Annotated in this window: 15 protein-coding genes; 1 reads left to right on the plus strand and 14 read right to left on the minus strand. The window is 36.3% G+C overall.

Annotated elements, in window-relative coordinates:
• The 14 genes from ACTBZY_RS00215 to ACTBZY_RS00280 all read right to left on the minus strand — a co-directional run.
• The coding region (locus ACTBZY_RS00215; RefSeq protein WP_463044300.1) for a hypothetical protein at positions 1 to 2,429 on the minus strand (2,429 nt) is incomplete at its 3' end.
• Positions 2,430 to 2,433: 4 nt separating this feature from the next.
• Positions 2,434 to 3,774 carry a thrombospondin type 3 repeat-containing protein gene (locus tag ACTBZY_RS00220; RefSeq protein WP_463044301.1) on the minus strand — a complete coding sequence of 447 codons (1,341 nt, stop codon included), beginning with the start codon at positions 3,772 to 3,774 and terminating at the stop codon, positions 2,434 to 2,436.
• The gene (locus ACTBZY_RS00225) at positions 3,765 to 4,754 is read right to left on the minus strand and encodes a DUF5723 family protein (RefSeq protein WP_463044302.1); all 990 of its coding nucleotides are present in this window, start codon (positions 4,752 to 4,754) and stop codon (positions 3,765 to 3,767) included. The genes ACTBZY_RS00220 and ACTBZY_RS00225 overlap by 10 nt, the downstream gene beginning before the upstream one ends.
• A gap of 254 nt (positions 4,755 to 5,008) precedes the next feature.
• Complete coding sequence (locus ACTBZY_RS00230) at positions 5,009 to 5,293, minus strand: ubiquitination-like system serine protease family protein (RefSeq protein WP_463044303.1); 285 nt, start codon at positions 5,291 to 5,293, stop codon at positions 5,009 to 5,011.
• Entirely contained in the window at positions 5,274 to 6,455 is a 1,182-nt protein-coding gene (locus ACTBZY_RS00235; protein ID WP_463044304.1) for a ThiF family adenylyltransferase, read from the minus strand. The genes ACTBZY_RS00230 and ACTBZY_RS00235 overlap by 20 nt, the downstream gene beginning before the upstream one ends.
• Positions 6,430 to 6,711, minus strand: coding sequence for a multiubiquitin domain-containing protein (locus tag ACTBZY_RS00240; protein WP_463044305.1), 282 nt, complete (start codon positions 6,709 to 6,711; stop codon positions 6,430 to 6,432). Before ACTBZY_RS00240 ends, ACTBZY_RS00235 begins: the two co-directional genes overlap by 26 nt.
• Before the next feature lie 48 nt (positions 6,712 to 6,759).
• Positions 6,760 to 6,933: a hypothetical protein gene (locus tag ACTBZY_RS00245; RefSeq protein WP_463044306.1), complete on the minus strand. Its 174-nt coding sequence runs from the start codon at positions 6,931 to 6,933 to the stop codon at positions 6,760 to 6,762.
• Between the two features lie 215 nt (positions 6,934 to 7,148).
• Positions 7,149 to 7,658 (minus strand): hypothetical protein, encoded by a 510-nt coding sequence (locus ACTBZY_RS00250; protein WP_463044307.1) that lies wholly within the window; start codon positions 7,656 to 7,658, stop codon positions 7,149 to 7,151.
• A 1-nt stretch (position 7,659) separates the two neighbouring features.
• Positions 7,660 to 8,727, minus strand: a complete 1,068-nt coding sequence (locus ACTBZY_RS00255; RefSeq protein WP_463044308.1) for a helix-turn-helix domain-containing protein — start codon at positions 8,725 to 8,727, stop codon at positions 7,660 to 7,662.
• A gap of 139 nt (positions 8,728 to 8,866) precedes the next feature.
• Positions 8,867 to 14,254 (minus strand): choice-of-anchor D domain-containing protein, encoded by a 5,388-nt coding sequence (locus tag ACTBZY_RS00260; RefSeq protein WP_463044309.1) that lies wholly within the window; start codon positions 14,252 to 14,254, stop codon positions 8,867 to 8,869.
• 86 nt (positions 14,255 to 14,340) lie between these two features.
• On the minus strand, positions 14,341 to 14,550 hold the full coding sequence (locus ACTBZY_RS00265) for a hypothetical protein (RefSeq protein ID WP_463044310.1): 210 nt from the start codon (positions 14,548 to 14,550) through the stop codon (positions 14,341 to 14,343).
• 148 nt (positions 14,551 to 14,698) lie between these two features.
• Positions 14,699 to 15,007, minus strand: coding sequence for a LytR/AlgR family response regulator transcription factor (locus ACTBZY_RS00270; protein WP_463044311.1), 309 nt, complete (start codon positions 15,005 to 15,007; stop codon positions 14,699 to 14,701).
• Positions 15,008 to 15,210: 203 nt separating this feature from the next.
• The gene (locus tag ACTBZY_RS00275; RefSeq protein WP_463044312.1) at positions 15,211 to 16,032 is read right to left on the minus strand and encodes a hypothetical protein; all 822 of its coding nucleotides are present in this window, start codon (positions 16,030 to 16,032) and stop codon (positions 15,211 to 15,213) included.
• Positions 16,033 to 16,042: 10 nt separating this feature from the next.
• Positions 16,043 to 16,345, minus strand: coding sequence for a LytR/AlgR family response regulator transcription factor (locus ACTBZY_RS00280; protein WP_463044313.1), 303 nt, complete (start codon positions 16,343 to 16,345; stop codon positions 16,043 to 16,045).
• 177 nt (positions 16,346 to 16,522) lie between these two features.
• Here ACTBZY_RS00280 and ACTBZY_RS00285 point away from each other — a divergent pair, with 177 nt between their 5' ends.
• Positions 16,523 to 17,821 (plus strand): hypothetical protein, encoded by a 1,299-nt coding sequence (locus tag ACTBZY_RS00285; RefSeq protein ID WP_463044314.1) that lies wholly within the window; start codon positions 16,523 to 16,525, stop codon positions 17,819 to 17,821.
• The last annotated feature ends 35 nt before the right edge of the window (positions 17,822 to 17,856 follow it).

Below are 17,856 nucleotides of genomic sequence, written 5' to 3' on the forward strand. Positions count from 1 at the left end.
CCTTTCGACGTGTTATTACTAGATACTTGAGGGTAAATTTCTTCTTGTGTAAACCGATCAATGGTAGTAACTTTTATTTCATGTTTCTTAATCTTAGCGGGAATTGACTTAAATAATACTTGTGTGTTTTGGAGTAGGCTATTTAAAGTTTGCTCTGAGTTCTGAAAGCCATCTGCCAGCAATTGAATACGGTATTTACCATTCTTATTCAATTTTCCTATAGCCTTTCCTTGGGCATCAGAAATGAGTTGAAGAACACGATTATTGTTTTCGTCAAAAACATAGAAAACGGCATTTGGTATGACACTTCCAGTTTCTAAATCCGTGGCTAAAAGTTCAAGGGTGTATTCGTCCAAGGTGAGTTTAAGCTCAAGATCGATGATCTTATTACCATTTTCTGGTAATTCAATATCTACACTTTTTGAAAGAGGAAAATAGTTTTGAGCTTTACCAATAACCGTAATTTGGTCATTTTTAATAAGTGCTATTTGAAGTTGACCATCTTTAATGGCAGTTTTTACTGTGTCACGCTTCGTATGAGATACTAATAGTATTTCTCCTGAAAGCGGTTTATTGTTTGCTGCATCTAGCAGGCTAATATTTAAAGCACTTGGTAGTTTTGGTGCCAATTTCACAGTAACTCTTTTGTCAGAGTTCATAGGGGGGATTTTGGCTTCAAATTGCAAATAATCTTTGGCATTTATTTGAAGGTTAAATTCATCACCTTCATTCACTTTTAAAATATGTTCATTGCCATTTAATATTGGCGTCTGAGAAATGTTCTCATTGCTTTTTGGAGTTAATTTAAAGTCTGGATTGCTAATGAATTGCCCCGTTTCTTTGTCGATAATTCTCAGAATCAAAGCATAAGTGGTAACAAATTTGGCTCCCTCTCTTTTTTCTCCCTGGGCAGATATTTTTTCAGACTCGGTTTCTTGTGAATCGGCTATGAGTTCTAATTCTTCTATTGGTGCATTTGCCTTTTTAACAGATGAGATTAATGGTTTATTCACCTCCAAAGCAGGAGTTATGGCTTTGGGCGACTCCTTCACTTTAAATGACTCTTTTTTCTCAGTAGCCGTTATATTTTCGGATAGACTTAAGTCTTGATTAGTAAGTGCTGTGTCTGAACTAGGTTTTGAGATGTTTGTAGGGTTATTATAACTGTTAGGGTTATTGCTCACCAAGGCTATTTTCTCTTCCGTACTAGTGGGTATTTTGGATAAATTAAAGTTCAGCGGAATCGGCTCACAGTCAACTAAAAGCTCATTTTTGATTTCATAAGAACTCGTGAAAAACGCTGGAAGGTTAACAGAAAGTTCATAACTTTTTCCAAAAGGGACAATGGCTGTAAATCTACCGTCTGAAGGGTTATTATCAAGTACGGCAATAATCTGTGTACTTTCTTTTTCTTTCACCACCACCTTGGCTTCTATGGGTTGTTTAGAGATGGAATCCAGTACAAAGCCTTGTATAGTGGCACTTCGAGCAGGTCTTAAAGATTCAGGAATTTCTGTGGTATAAATGTCGCCATTGCTTACATAATACATTAAATCACCACAAGGACTTACAGATACAAAGAGGTCAGACTTTTTAGTGTTAACAAATTCCAAGTTTATGGGTGCTGACCAGCTTCCATTTTCCTGTAAGATGGATTTATATAAATCAAAATCACCTCTTCCATCTTTTCTTATGGATGAAAAAACCAAAGTTTTACCGTCCGCCAAGATTCTTGGAGCTTTCTCGCAAGTACCATTAATAGGTTCAGGTAATTCATATGGAGAACGCCATTTTCCGTTCCTAGCTTTTTCGGAAACCATGATTCGGTAGCATTGCTTTCCTTCTACTACTTTCCCTAATATTTCTCTGGTAAAATATAATCTTTTTCCATCTGGAGAAACGGATGGGAAGCCCTCATAGTTGTCGGAGTTGACATTTGAACCAATGTTCTGTGGTTTCGTCCAACTGTCTTTTTTTCGTTCCGACATGTAGATATCTTCCCTTCCGTATCCATTTTTACCAAAGTTGGCAAAAAAGAAAAGGGTATTGCCGTCATAACTGATACTTGGTCCACCCATTATCGGTGTTAGGTTTTCATTGGCATAAAGGTTAATGGGTGCTATATTCTGCGGCGTCATCCATTCTCCTGTGGGATGGAGCTTGACTTCATATATGCCAAAAAACTTGGTCTCATATTCATCCAGTATCTCAGCAGTTTTGCCATCGGCATTAATATTGGGTACACCTTTGGCGGCATTCACATAAATGCCGTACTGGTCAGACTGGTACACCATAGTTTTGCAATCTGCCGTAATAGAAGGAGCGTACTCAATACTTTTGGGTGTATTTATGGGGCTGGGCAATCTTTTTCTTTCCTGTGCCCAGCTTATGCAAGGAAATAGTAAACATAGAAGTAGTAGATATCGCATATTTCTATAGATTAAGCTCAAAACTAAATTCATTTTTCTCGCTTTGGTTTTGTTCTACCTTTAGGTCAAAACCAGAGTCTCTTAATGGAGAACCCAGAAGGCTTTCCACTGTGTTGGCCATGTTTCCTTTAATTTTGAAGGTCATTGGAAATTCTAAAGTTTCATTTATTGCCTTTAAATCTACCATCGTTTGCTCGCTAATATTTAGTAGTGTGATTTGATTGCTGATGTCCGACAGCGATTTATTTTGCTCTTCACTTAAAGCAGCAAAAGGTGTGAAAAAGGTGCTCAGTACACACCCTTTAAGGTTTTTATAACCTGTCGTGTTAGGGCAGGAGTCTTCTTTGTTGATGATACCATCTCCATCCGTATCTGGGCAACCATCCGTAGTGGCTGAGCCAGCTTCATCAGGACAGTTATCTTCACTGTCTTTTATACCATCTTTATCAGAGTCAGGACAACCGTTCAAACTTGCCAGACCCATTACCTCAGGGCATTCGTCATTTTGATCAATGACACCGTCACCATCGGCATCTGGACAGCCATTGTTTTCTAAGCTCCCTTTTACTTCTGGACAGTTATCGTCTTTATCAGGAATACCATCTCCGTCGGAGTCAGGGCAGCCTCTAAAGAGTTTGTCGCCAGGTAACTCAGGGCATTCGTCTTGAGAGTCTATAAGTCCGTCACCGTCAGAATCTGGGCAGCCACCAAACTCTTCATCTCCTGCTTTCAGTGGACAGTCGTCTTCATCATCTGGTAATCCATCACCATCGGTATCTGGGCAGCCATTAAATCTTGCGATTCCTGCTACTTCTGGACAAGCATCAGATTTGTCAAAAATACCATCTCCATCTGTGTCTGGACAACCATTGGTTTCTTTAGGGCCGGCATGTTCTGGGCAATCGTCTTCACTATTTTTTATGCCGTCTCCATCTGTATCTGGGCAACCTTTAAAAGCCCATAAACCAGGAACATTCGGACAAACATCTTTAGCGTCTGAAACGGAGTCGCCATCAGAATCCTTGATTTTCTTGGCTAATCCTGCCAAGTTAAAGCCTGCATAAACAGTAGGAGCAGGGGCGTTTGATTGGAATAAGGCGTTGATAGACTCTGTACCAAAAAATATAGAGGCAATTCTAAAGTGTAAACCTATGCCCATTTTTTTAGTGGTTTGATGAAAGACAAAAGGAACTGAAAATTCTACGCCATCTTGCTCAAATCTGGGATATAAAGCCAATAAACTACTTGGGCTTAAGCCATGATTAGCTTTTTGGCTTGTCGTTTTGTAAACGGCACCAAAATTCCAGCCCTTTTGACCTAATTTAACTTCCGCGATTAGCACCATTCTTCTCGGTAAGTATATAAATTCTCCGGCTTCGTCTGGAGCCTCCGTTTTAAGTCTAAATACTGTAAATCACTAATGAGGTCATCAGATAGGCTAGAATTAACAAAACTCTCATTATTAAAACTTCTAGAAATTGACGATTTAGGCACATCGAATTTTCCTATGTCAATAAAGCTTATACCAAACCTCGCCAAGTATTTTGAAGTACCAGGCTCGTACTCTTCCTTGCCGTTCATTCTATATTGATAGTCAAGGAATTTTGGACGGTATTCATATATAAACCCTACGTCGAAGCCAGTTCCATGATTTTTACTTTTTAGGAGCTCTCCTATTTTAAAGGGAGCGTTAATATTTGAGCCTACGCGGCCATAGACATCTCCGCTGAAGGTTGAATTTCTGGCGTCAGCAGAACCCATTAAATTTTGTGATAATAAATTAATGGATTGATATGCAGAAACCAGCTTTAGCGTTAGTCCCCCTTTAATAAAGTGCTCTTTGAAGGAATAAGGATGAGCATAACTAAAGGCAATCTCCTTTAGTCCAATAGCGTTATATGTGCCACTTAAGTCTTCATTGTTGCTGCTGGATTCAAGACCATTAAAAAGCTCGCCAAAATCTCCGTTGAGGATTTGCCCGCTTCTATAGTGGGTACTAATAGCGAAAGCATTATTGCGGGGCAGCTGAACCATCACAGAAGGACCCTGGAAATTAATCTTCTGCGTATGGAAGGTTTCTTTAGAAAGTCTAAGTTCTGTTTTGCTGGAAGGAATATAGCTGTTGTAAAGCGGAGTATTCATGGTGTTAACACCAAAGCTACCAAGGTTTACCATCCATTTATGTCTGGAATCTGCCATTTGGGCAGGGTTAAAACCTACGGAATATGCGGCGGCTCCACTGGAGAGCCTGTATAAATCTAAATCTTGAGAAAATGAGACTTTTAGAAGAAAGAAAAAAAGTATAAATGTGTAAAATTTAGCCATAAAGTTGAGGTTTAAATCAGAAAGCAAGTTAATGGCTAAGCTCCTGATTTAAACTACCGTATAATAAAAATGGCTAGTTTTCAAATACCGCTTAGCAAGTGAAAAAGCAAGAAGCTTTACAAAGCCAGGGATTAGTATGAAACTTCTGATAGTTTTCATTTTGAGCGGTTCTTTTTGAAAATCATTTCTAAGAATTGAAATTATTCAATTTGATAGGCCACCGGAAGTTTAAGACCATATTCATTTAATTTTAGTTATTTCCTATAAAATAACTTCCTTGCTCGAATTACTTTATTCCTACGAATCCAATAGTGCGATTGGCACTCAAAATTCCAATTCCCGATTGAAGGAGTTAAAGTAATTGTTTCACCGTCAAAAATAAGTTTCCAATCGTTTTTAGAAAGAGGAGTAACCACTTGATTTTTGCATCCGCAGATACATAAATGTACTGCGGTTGCGTATTTCATAGTAATGTAAATAACTCCTTTTTCTAATCCGTCAGGAATAAATTCCACAAATTCAGGTTTTAATTTCTTCACTTATTAATTGATTAACGTTTAACGAATAGACTGAATGGTGTTCGTTTTCAAGATCCTGGTAAAAGCCGTAAAGCTTTTTCCACTTGATTACCGCCAATGCCGCATTTAAAGCATTTAACTCACAAATCTGAATGTTTGTAGTATATGCATTATCTTCCTTTGTCTGCATAGGGACCCTTTTTTCAATGTGATTAAATTTCTCCTTGGTTACTGATGTAACTCGTAGGCTGCCCAAAATTTGCTCATTATAAGCCTCCAAACCCATTCCTACATCTATAAATGGAATACATTTTTGAATTAGATATTCAATAATTAATTTTCTACTATTATTGTTATCAATAGAAATAAAGACAAAGTCTAATTCTTTTAATAAATGCAAATTCTCTTCATGAATGTATTCTTTATATCCAAAGATATTCTTTCGAATTTGCTCGTAGATTTTTAAGAAATAATCCACTTTAAACAATCCTTTTTCTAAGTCTTCTAAGGAAGCGGCACTTGGGCTTCTGTAAGCATTATGGGTATTAAACTTATCCGCATCAAAAAGGTGTAATTCTTTTACTTTCGTTTTGGCAACCATATCTAAAATATAACTTCCGGTACCTCCAAGTCCAATAATTCCAATTTTCAATAAGTTAAGCTTGTCATTTATTTTGTCAATATTAGCTCGGCTCGAATTGGTATCAACATAGTTAAAAACTGAATCTGTTTCATAATCAATCATTGGTAAAAATGGCTTTTCAGTTACTTCGTTATTCAACGATTTAGCGGGTGCTGAAATAATCTCTGCATATCTCTTAATTTTATCATAATGATTAAGATAACAATTCAGATTTTTAGGTTTATTAGAAAAGGAATGTTGAACAATTATGTCATTTCCAAAATTCTGAGCATCTGAGTTGTGTTGAATACCACTTATAATACTCCCATTCTTATTACAAGGGTGTTCTCCTGTAAAATAAATAACATGAGTTTGCGGAGGCAATACGTTGCTTCCATTCAAAGGCAATTGATTCACCAAAGTGCCATAGAGCACTTCTGAGCTAGCATTCACATAAGGAATGTGGTGGATAAGCAAATATCCACCACGTAATTCCAGTTGATAACCTTCGTCAAAAAGACGTTTGATATCGGGATTATGACTTATCTGTTGAAGTAACATTGAAAATCATTTTATCCTTTACTTTTACACTATCACCTGCCACCATTTCACCTTCTGGCTTATTACCCTGACCTCGTTTATAAGTCATAGTAAAAACCGTTTGACCATTTTCTTGGTAAGTGCCAAACGCCAACTCAACAACTTCTGCAAATGAAATTTCTTTCTTTTTCCATTCTTTTGGTCTACCATTTACTATTATATCGTATTCTTTTTCTTTTGATTCCCTCTTTGAATCTTTTTCTATATTACTGTTCATGTTTTTAATATTAAATTTTACAAATAATAGCCATCTTTTGAGCAAAGCTTATTTCTCTTTTCTTACCCCTTTATGAGGTTTGCCATTTTGGTTTACGTCCAAAAATCTGCCTGTTTGAGTATCTCGTTTTACCCATAGTTCAGTTTTAGGATTTAAAACCTGGCTACGTTGGCGAACAGCACCTTTGCGTGCTCCATCGCCTACCGGTTTATTTACCGCCATATGTTTTAATTGATTAAGTTTTCAGACCTTTTGAAACTGAGGCGTCTGAAAATAGCCCAAGGAGCTATTGCAATAATACTTTTTAGTATTACTTTTGAAGAATAAACAGGAAGAAGTAGGGTGACAAGCCCGCTTTTTACATCTCGTCCATAAGATTTTAACCTGTTCTTATTATTAAGAAGCCGATTTGCTCCAACATTTCGGCTTTTTTGTTTTTAGTCTATATTCAATTTTAAACGCTTAATAATCTTATTTATCTTCTCAATGGGCAATCTATCACCTACAATTTTGAGCTGCTCCAACAACTCAATTGCCGATTTGGTTGACACGATCTTATTTTTTTCAAGTTCTACAACTACCCAAATACTGCCATGAACTTCTAAGTTTCTAAATTCCGCTTCTCTTTTTACAGTACTGTCGCATGTCAAAATCATTGATTGCATTTTCATTGCCTTCCAAAGTATGGACTTGTCTTTAAGAGAGCGATTGGTATACTTCCAATCAAAACTTTGTAGTTCAATTACTTCTTCTTCTGTAAAATGAATCACTTTTAACTTTTGAGTCCGTTCAAATATTTCAAACTCTTTAATTTGTGCTTTATTGACAATTTCATCATACACGACATCTGTAATACAAAATTCGAATTCTAGAGCGAAAAACTCAGGAAGAATTTTTAATTCATATAAATCAAAAAGTGCACTGACATCTGTAATGACTACTTTCATTTCACACCATTAAATTCATGTTTGCACGTATTTTCCAAGCAGTAGTATCCATAAAATAAGCTGCTTCATTTAGACTTATCACCTCTTTAGCTAATGCCAGATAAACCAATCTCTCTAAACGATTAGGCTTTTCTTTAGAACTAAATCGACCAGGTTCATTCTTTCTGAATCCTTTTTTATTATAGGCAATAGAAAATCTGGTTATTAAATTTTTATCCACGATTCCAAGTCTGGCCGCTCGCTGCATGATTGCAGGAAATGAAATACCCCATCGCTCTTTAAGCAATACCAGCTCATTTACATAAAAGTGAAAACGTGATTGGTGCAATTCTTTCATGGCTTTCTCAGCAGGATATAAAACAGCAGAAGCAAACACATGACAAAGCCTTTCAATGAACTTTTCTAAAAGGTCCTCAGCAAAAGTTAATGCATGGTGAGCAAGCTCATGCAAAGCAGTAAACCTTCTGCGTACTAAATCCGCTTCGGGGTCTTCAAGTTTAGGTAAAGCAATTACTTTACGATCTCCCGCGTCTGCTTTCATACCATCAAAACCATCAGGAGACTCAATTTCTACAACTTTATAGCCCTTATCTTCTAATAGTTCTACTACATCGGGGATAGGATCTTCTCCCAAATTCCATTTCTTTCTTAATTCTTTGGCTGCGTCTTCTGCATCCTGTTCATCCTTTACAGTGTTCTTGAAAAAGAAATAATCTGATTTTTCATCCAAAGCCAGTAAATCTTCCAGCTCAAAATACCTTTCACATTGGTACTTTACTTTTTCTTTAATGCTTTCTTCTAGGGTGTTACTGATTTTGGTGGAATATTTTCTAAAGTCTATTTGCGTAAGTTGTATAACTGATGGATTAGCATAAAAATAATCTACAGGCACTTTCAAAGCATTCGCAAGAGCAATGAGACCAGTACTATCGGGCTTCATTTTTCCTTGCTCATACTTATTCAATGCCTGCTTGGTAACTACATTGCCCAGCTTATCAGCGAGGCTTTGCAGCGACAAGCCTGCCATCTTTCTGGCGGACTGTAGTCTGTTAGCAAAGGCATTTTCCATTAGGTTGTTCTTTTGTTTGGTTGACAAAAATAATAATAAAATATTATTTGTCAACCTTTTTGTGGAAAAATAAAACTCTGGAGGTTTGTTCCAGAGTTATTGAAGCTTATAAAAGTAAATCAAATAATAAAAATACCTTTCACAACTCCACCACCTTAGCAAAATACCCATTCTCCGTCTCAAAATGTACAATATAACTTTTACCAGAAACTAAGTTTTGGTTAGACAAATCTAGGGTATGATTTCCTGCGGTTATAGATTGGTTTTGTGATATGTTTGAAAGTTTGGTTTGAGCTTCCAGGTCCCAGATACTGATGTTTAGGCTAGTGTACTGATTTAGTGAATAATTGACAACTAAATCAGTACCTGAATCCTGGAATTCCAAAATGTCCTTTTCAGACTTTGATTGAATACTTTCCGACTGGATGGCGGAGGTGCCAGCTACATTGAGACAGTTGCCAATTTGGATCATTGTTGGGCGATTTTGGAAATTACTGGTTGGTTTTGTTTCTACTGATGATCCTAAAAATAAAGTGTTGGCATTGGCGGTAACATCATCCAATATTAGTTTACCGTTGGTCGCTACCAGACCATTGTAATTACCCGTAAGTGTTTGGTTGCCGCTGTGGCTGCAAGGCTTTACTACTTTGCTGCCCATATTATTGTTTTCATCACACTCTGCTATCATGCCGTAGTGGTCTGCTAATACCAGAAAATAATGCTGATTGCTGGCATAGTTCATACTTGCAGAAACATTGTAAGTGATAGTTTGGTTTTTGGCCAAATCTCCACCGCCTAAAAACATCGCATGTTTAAAGGCATCTGCATTGTCTTTTAGGGCATTAGATGAACCGTAGGTAGAAAAAGAAAAGCTATCTAGATTCACTGATTGGTTACCTATGTTTTTCACTTTTACCTGATAGTAGATTTTATCAGAGGTGTATTTTGTGACTATAATGTCTGATACAATCAAATCGGGTAATTGACAGGTTTGGTTTACGGTTATAATGGCATTTCCTCCAAAAGTACCAAGCCCGCAATTATTTTCCACTTTAGATAGAGTGTATGTTGTACTGCTTATTGGGTTAACGGTAATTGTTTTGGGCGATGAGAGTATATTATTGTAAGTAACTCCGCTAACCGTTATATTCCACGGTGAGACTCCAGTCAACGCAACTGATAAATTGGCATTTTGACCTGTATTTATAGTTTGAGTGCCTGTGATAGTTGCCGAAGGTAGATTACAAGGAACTGAGATATTAACGTTAAAGTCAACTGTTGCACTGCACCCATTTGCTCCAACGCCATTAACAAGGTAATTACCAGCATTATTTAACTGAATGTTTGGAATAGCAAACGAACTTGACTGACTTGTAAATCCGTTCGGTCCTGTCCAAGAATAGGAATTTGCTCCACTCGCTGAAAGGTTCAGCGTATTTCCTACTGTCAAATTATTATTCCCGGTTACACTAATTGACGGATTAGCCAAAGTAGGTAGATTGTATAAATCAGTCGAAAAATTACATCCATTTTGAGTGAAATTAACCTTATATACTCCCGAAGATGTGGCTGTAAGTGTGTTACTGTTTGCGTTATTTACATTTATATCATCTTTTACCCATTGATAATTTGCTGAAGCAATGGAAGTAGCGGTAAGAGTAGTTGAACCACCAGAACAAATCCCCGCAGATGCAGAAGAAATTGTAACAACTGGTTTTGTGATTAGAGAAACAGCCATTGAACTTGAAAATACTTCACAACCGTTTGAATACGTAACTTTAGCCTTATAGCTTCCTGCCTGATTGGCAGCATAAGTTTGACTAACCGCTCTGTTAATTGGTAAATCATTTTTATACCACTGATATCCACTCCCTGCTGATGCAGTGAAACTTGTAGAAGCACCTTGACAAATAGTTTGTTGACTTGTTGGACTAATTGAAGCAGTCTCCCCTGAACAGTCTGCAAGTGTTGTAAATTCTTTACTTATGGAAGGTGTGCTTGTAGTGTACTCGTTTATAGGATAGTTTCCATTTCGTTTATTACACTTTGCCACAACCCTTATTTTATAAATTTGGGAATTTAATAAATTTGGAACAGTTAAAGGCGGATTACTTGTGAAGTTATTAGTCCATTCTGTAAAAGTAGCCCCATTATCTGTACTTGTTTCGATAGAATAACCATTTTCGGTAGGTCTGGCAATCCAATTTAAATCAACACTATTTTTTGTAATGTTACTAATAGTAAAATCTGTTGGAGTTTCACATAACGGCAAATTTTCTGCAGAAAAAAAACCAAGTTCAGAATCGGAATAAATATTTGGATCTGACAAACTTTCAGCTCTAATTCGCCAGCCATATTTATGTCCTATTTTACTTCTTACGATATTTGGTAACCAAAATGCGTCTGTTTGAAAAACAGCTTTTTGAGTTGGCTGATAACCTGTATAATTACCTGCATCGTAGTAATTAAAAAGAATTTCATTTGTCGTTATATCAATTAAATATATTCTATATTTCGCTAAGCCATCAACGTTCATTTTTCTGAAATCCAAATAGAAACCATGAGGAAAGCCCAAATAAGGATATTCATAATTTGCAATTGGTGCTATTAGTTCAGGTTTGTTTAACGCTGTTACAGACGGCGTTCCTCTTAAGTCTATATTTATTATATTACACCCGTTTACTTGTGTACCAATAACAACAACACCCGAATAATATCCCTGACTTGCTATTGGGTTAATATCAACAACGAATTCTCTAGTTTCATTAGGGTTTAAACTAAACTGAGTTCCTTGGTAACCTAATATTCTAAAAAAAGTAGTTGGAAGACTGAAATTTGTAATATTTGCTGGCAAGGTACTCGATGTATTGGTCAATGTAAACCTTCCAAATTCTCGCCAACCAGATGTACTAAGATTAACTACTTTGGTCAATGTTGTAAGATTCGCAGTTACACAGCCACTTGTAGGTGCATTTGTGCCAACCGTGCTAAAATGAAATACCCCAGGCGTATTAGTAGCAGAACCCGTGATAGACAATGTACCCAACTTAGTACCGTTACTTGTTGGGGTAAACCTAACCCAAATATCTTTAGAAGTTCCTGATGGGATACTTAGAACCCCTCCACTACCATTTAGAATTCCAGCAGAGTAATCTAATCCTACCATATCAAAACTACCATGAAATGTGACTCCTGAATAGTTACTAACTGTAATATACGCCTCCGAAAACTCACCGTATTTAGTATCTAACAAAGAGTAAGTCTGGTCAGGTATGCGACTGTAGGTCAAAGTAGGTGTAACAGTACTTGCAGAACCCGTTAATAAAATAGACTTTGAGCCTCCTGAGAAGTTACCAGAAACCGATATATTGTTAGTATAGCTACCAGCACTTGAAGGATTAAACCTCAAAGTTAGTGTCTGACTTTGTCCCGGAGCGATGTTTAAAGTTTGAGAACCACTTAAAATCGTCATACCAACCCCATTTACATTACTTACCGTACCCGTAAGCTTTGCCGTAGATGATGAAGGGTTGGTAATGGTCAAAGTTCTATCCGTACTGCTTCCTACAGTTGTATTTCCAAAATCAATAGATGATGGTACTGAAATATTTACAACGGTTGGGTTCGAAACAGGGCTAACAACAATATCAATCACTGTTTCATCTGCATAGCCCGTTGCGGTTGTGGCATATCTATATAAATGATAAGTAGTTGAACTTGTTACGGAAGGTGCTGTCCATTTAATAGATTGAAAATAGGGTGAACCACCAACTGGCGTAATTGTGCCACCATCCACACTCCAATAACAACTTACTTGCTGACCATCAACTGTTACTTCAGGAAACGAAAAGTCCCTGAATTGACCCGATGTCATGTAAACGGCTGAACTTGAACTTGAATTAAGTAAAGAACCAGTTGGTGTTGAACTGAATTCTTTTTTTAGTCCAAGAACCTGAAAGTTAATAGTAGTATTTGTGCTATTTATACGTGCGTTAGCTACTGGCAGTATTGAAAAGTTAACCTGATACTTAAATTCATATACGTTTACTAAAAGCTTCGCTAGAGTTGCTCTACTAACATTTGTGTTATTATTCATTCCGCATGAAAGTATTGGTTCTGTATATTCTCTACCAACGGAATTTTTATAGGTTTTCTTAACATACTTAGTTTTAAGAAGGTTATCAGAGAAAAAGCAGGTTGTACTTGGGGTTTGATTTATTGCATTTAATAGCGTATTGGTGGTAGAGCTGTTAATTCCAAAACCAACCATCAACATCTCAGTTAGTTGATTTACCTTAATTGTAGTTTGTGGAGTAATTGCAGAAGGGATATTGTAGCCCCAATGCTGAAGTATTTGAAAATAGTTGTAGCTGTCTTCAGAAATCGGAATGTTTGATGCCAATGTTTGAGCAAATGCATTTGTCATGTGAGCATCATTGGTACTACCTAATCTCAGCTTAATTGCAGCATTTACTACTAATCTTGCCGCCGTTGCAAAATCAACATTAGAAAAATCGTTTCCAAAACTATTACCGAACCCACCTAAAAAGCCGTAGAGGGCTGCCCGTCTTGTATATTCTTTAAACCATTTACGATCTGTATCGTTGAAGTTTCCATTACTGAATTTCACTTGATTATCTCCAAAAGCATTTAAATTAAAGACTGGGTTCTGAAAATTAACCTTAAAAGAAATATCATAAGACTCGCCATTTGTCCAGCTATTAACGGATGGCAAGCTTACCCTCATAATGTAGTATCCGTCCCCTAAATGAGTTAGATTAGTATAAGTTAGGTCATCAGCTTCTCCTATTCGAATATCTTCAATTGGATTGCTGTTCGATAAGCTGCCATTATTTTTAGGAATTCTAAAGATTATAGAAATCTCTTTTTGGGAGAATTTATTCCCTGCATTTATTATACTCCCAAAATTTAGTTGCAGACCGTTATTATTTAAAATTGTAGGATAAAACGAAATTAGCTTGCCAGTTTGATTTAAAGTATAAACAGCAAAATGTAAGTGTTGGGGTCCGCCATTCAAACCTACATTTGAAATACGACCGAGGTATTGCCCTTTTTGAATCCTTTCACCTGCGACAAAGGTGTCCTTATTAGTCATATGTAAATATGAACTGAACCATTCTGTTCCGTCATCTGACATATGCTTAATCAAAATTTGACCAGCACCATTCCCCCCCCAAGTTCCTCTTGTATCTATTATGCCATTTTCTATTGCATATACTGGTTTCAAATTGTCAAAGTTATGTGACGGAGTATTCAAATTAATATCCCAAGCATTTGTATCATCCGATTGACCTATTCCGCCTGATGAGCAATGTGTACAATATGTCCCACAAATGGAGCTATAGTTTGAAAGCCCACATTTAGTTTGACAATCATTACAATTTATCCCCCAGGCATTATAAGACCATCCTTCACCATTTACAGGAGGATTGATGTCAGTCGGAATCTGAGATTTTGTCTCTAATATTTGAAAGAAAACGATGAATAAGTATATAAGTTTTTTCATATCATGAATTATGGAATCTATAAATTTTTTAATAAAAGAAATGAGTTTTTCAGCCGCCATCCGCCACCAGAATCGACCACCTCCTCCTAACTAACCGGTAATTCCACGCCGCTTTTCATCAGAACTGAACCTTCAAAACGGTGCTTAACGTAGTTGTAATTCACTAAATACTTGCGGTGAATGAGGCGAAAATTTAAGGAAGCGGAGTTTTTCTTCAAAGACTTTGAGGGTATAGCCGCTTCTACTTTCTTTTTACTCTTAATTCTATTATCGTTGTAATTAGGGTTCTCTTTCAATTTTAAACCTAGTGGAGTTGTAACATTGATTTTTATTGGTATTAAAGTTTAGCTCATCTTAATTAAAATTTATTGAGCTTATTAAGATGAAGTAAATTATTAAAGAGAAGCATCTGAATCGTATCTTCAATCTTTACCATTCCAAAAACTAAAAAGTCATTTGAGCTTTTTTTCTTCTAGCCACCGGCAGCCTTTGGCCGTCACTCATGAGAACCTCAAATGAATTTTTGGTTTTAATATGTTTGCAGTTCACTAAGAAGCTTCTATGGATTCGGACGAAGTCTTCATTGGAAGCCAGAATTTCTTCAAACCGCTTGAGTGTATAACTAAGCGTTACTTTGTCGCCATTGGTATAATGAACGTGTGTGTAGTTAACAGAAGATTCAAAATAAGCGATACTATTTTTCAAGAGGATGGCTTTTTGGATAACTCCTTTTGGGTTCTGTGAATTAGACATAATAATAGGGGTTTATTTTTAAGTAAGATGTGGTGATAAATCAAAACTATAAAGTGTTTAAACGGTAGCATATATTTTTCGCTATCATTTCTTTCGCAAATTCGCAACCGTCGTTTTGGCTGTTTAAAGGCCGATAATTACTCGCTTTAGCGTCAAAGAAAAATACCTAATTCGTTGAAGAAAAGCGAAATGTGCTCGGATTTTTAGAAGTCAATACTGGTAGCTTTACCTTGGTAATAATTATTGTCTATGAACCAAGTGTCGCCTTTTTTTATCAATTCGTATATCTGTTCGTTTTGCACATCATAGCTGATCGTATATTTTGATTTTTCCGAATCATACCATTTCAAAAACCAATGTTCCGAAGTTTTCACTACTGCATTATTACGTTCGAGGTCAATCACCTCTAAGGAAAAAAGCTTTTGATAGGAAGGGTTTTCTTCAGGCTGACTTAAGGTTCTATGGGTGTTTTTGTTCTCTTTTAAAAGAGTGAGTATGGATTTATAGGCGGAGCCCGTTTTTAAATAGTAGCTGGATATCTCAGAACTATCAACTATAGGGAGTGACAGAAATGCCTTAAATTGGCTTTTGTTGGCACTTTTTATAACCTGGATTATTTTTTCTTTTTCAGAGCGTACTTGTAAATAGTAATAACAGAGTACAGCAGCTATGGTGACAATTAAAAAAACAGATATCATTATACGTCTCGAAAATGATTTACGCTCAGTTTTATTTACTGCAATTTCCGAAGCATAAAGCTGAAATGAATCATAGTTAAGATACCTGGAAAAAGCATTAAGGGAAGCCTCTGAATCGCCTCCCTTTGTTTTGTCAAACCTATTTACGGTGTCTCTACTGACGGTGCAATTGGTAGTCCTGCTTATTTCTGCTGCTAAGGCAGTATAAAACTTAGATCGTCGGTTGTTTTTTAAGGGGTCATAAACGCCAAAAGACGACCATTTCTCTTCCCATTCATTTTTAATCTTAGCCTCAAATTCTATTCTAAGTTTATCAATGAATTCCATTTGTTTTACATTAAGTTAAAAAATTTAGATTCCGCTTTCTTCTCGCTATCGGTAGTCTTTGTCCGCTTCTTAAAAGCACCTCAGAATTGCTTTTAGTAGACACAAAATCGAAGTTGACAATATACCTTCTATGTATTCTAACAAAGTTGTCGGAGTTTTCTAACATCTCTTCAAACCGCTTTAAGGTATAACTGAGAATATGTTTTTGTCCATTTTTGAAATGAATTTGCGTATAATTTACATCGGCCGTGAAGTGCGTTATTTCTTCAAGGTTACCGATGATTTTTTCAACATTGGTAGATAAATAGTTCATAGATAGGTTAAATGGATTTTAAGCTAAGCGAAAAAGGATGGTTTGCTACCTTTCAATAATTCTATAAAAATCACTATTTTCAGTTATGAACCTTTAGCAAAGGTTATTCTAGCTCTTTGCAAACCTTTTGCAAATAACTTAAAACCATTAACTTGCAGCCACTTACCATAAACCACAATGAATCCAGAAAGACTTTATACCCAAAAACTAAGAGAGGCTGTCCATGATAAAATTCGAGAGAATTGGGACAAGGAGAAGCAAGTGACCTTCGCTGAAACATACGAGGGGTTGCACTCTATAAGCAATAAGGATGGATTCTATAACGAAATTAAAGACGAAATAGATGAAGCCCTTACACGGAGGTATGGCTTAGAAATGGCCAGTAGAAAAAGTGTATCTAAGGACTCTATAAGAAGGTTTTTGGATATGACTTATGATAAAACCTTCAGCGATAAAAACAAGGATGCTTTTACGGTCTATTTGGGTTATAAAGACTTTAAAGATTTTTGTCTTAAAAATAAAGTAGAAAAAAAGAAAAATATCTTAAAGGCACAAACGCTTATCCGTAAACCTTACCTGATAGTGTCTGTTTTTTTTCTCCTAACACTGATTTTACTTTACTGGAGTTATGCTGGACAAATTGAAGATTCTAAGCTAGGTTTTGTGATTGATAATGGTGACGAGATATTTCTTGAGGATGTTGTAGAGCTAGATTATGATCTAAAGGACTTGGATTATAACAGAGCTTTATTTGATATAAATGGGCAGATTGAGATAATTCAGAAAAGAGAAGGAAACTTAAAATTTAAAGTTCGGTCGCCTGGTCGGAAATATATTAGGCTTTTAGTGGATGGCAAAGCTATAATGACCAAACCTTTTTTTGTGAAAACAAGAGACTGGTGGGCAAGCGTCAATTTAAATAGGCCTATTAGTGAATATCCATTTATTCAGGATGGCATAATGAGGTTACCATTAGAGTTAGCTCCACCTAGTTTGCCAGAAACCTATGGTAATTTCCAAGTCTTTAAAAACTTCAATGTGAACGCCGATGCTCTAGTTTTTGAAACTCGTGTAAAGAATTCTCCAGAAATTGGTGGGTCTTGGGCTTATGACGTAAGTCTTAATCTCTTTGGGGAAAATGGAAATCAGCTAGCATTTAACCTATTAGCTCCCGATGCCATCATTTATGCTAATTTGGAGATAGCCGATACACACTTTGAAACACAAGAGGAAAGGGCACTACTGAGTAAAATGGGTGTTGATTTGTCGTATTGGAGGAATGTCAAAGTGATTTTAAAGAATCAAATCCTACAGATATTTTTAGATGAGGAAATCATTTTTGAAAGTCCATATATAGGGCAAATAGGTAGTTTATGTGGTGTTCAATATTTCATAAAGGGTAGAGGGGCTGTGGATAATATAAAAATTTCAAATCTCGACGGAAAAGTTGTTTTTGAAGACGACTTTATTAGATGATATAAGAAATCACAGATTTCAAAAATGATTTCTTC

Source organism: Arcticibacterium sp. (assembly GCF_055134445.1).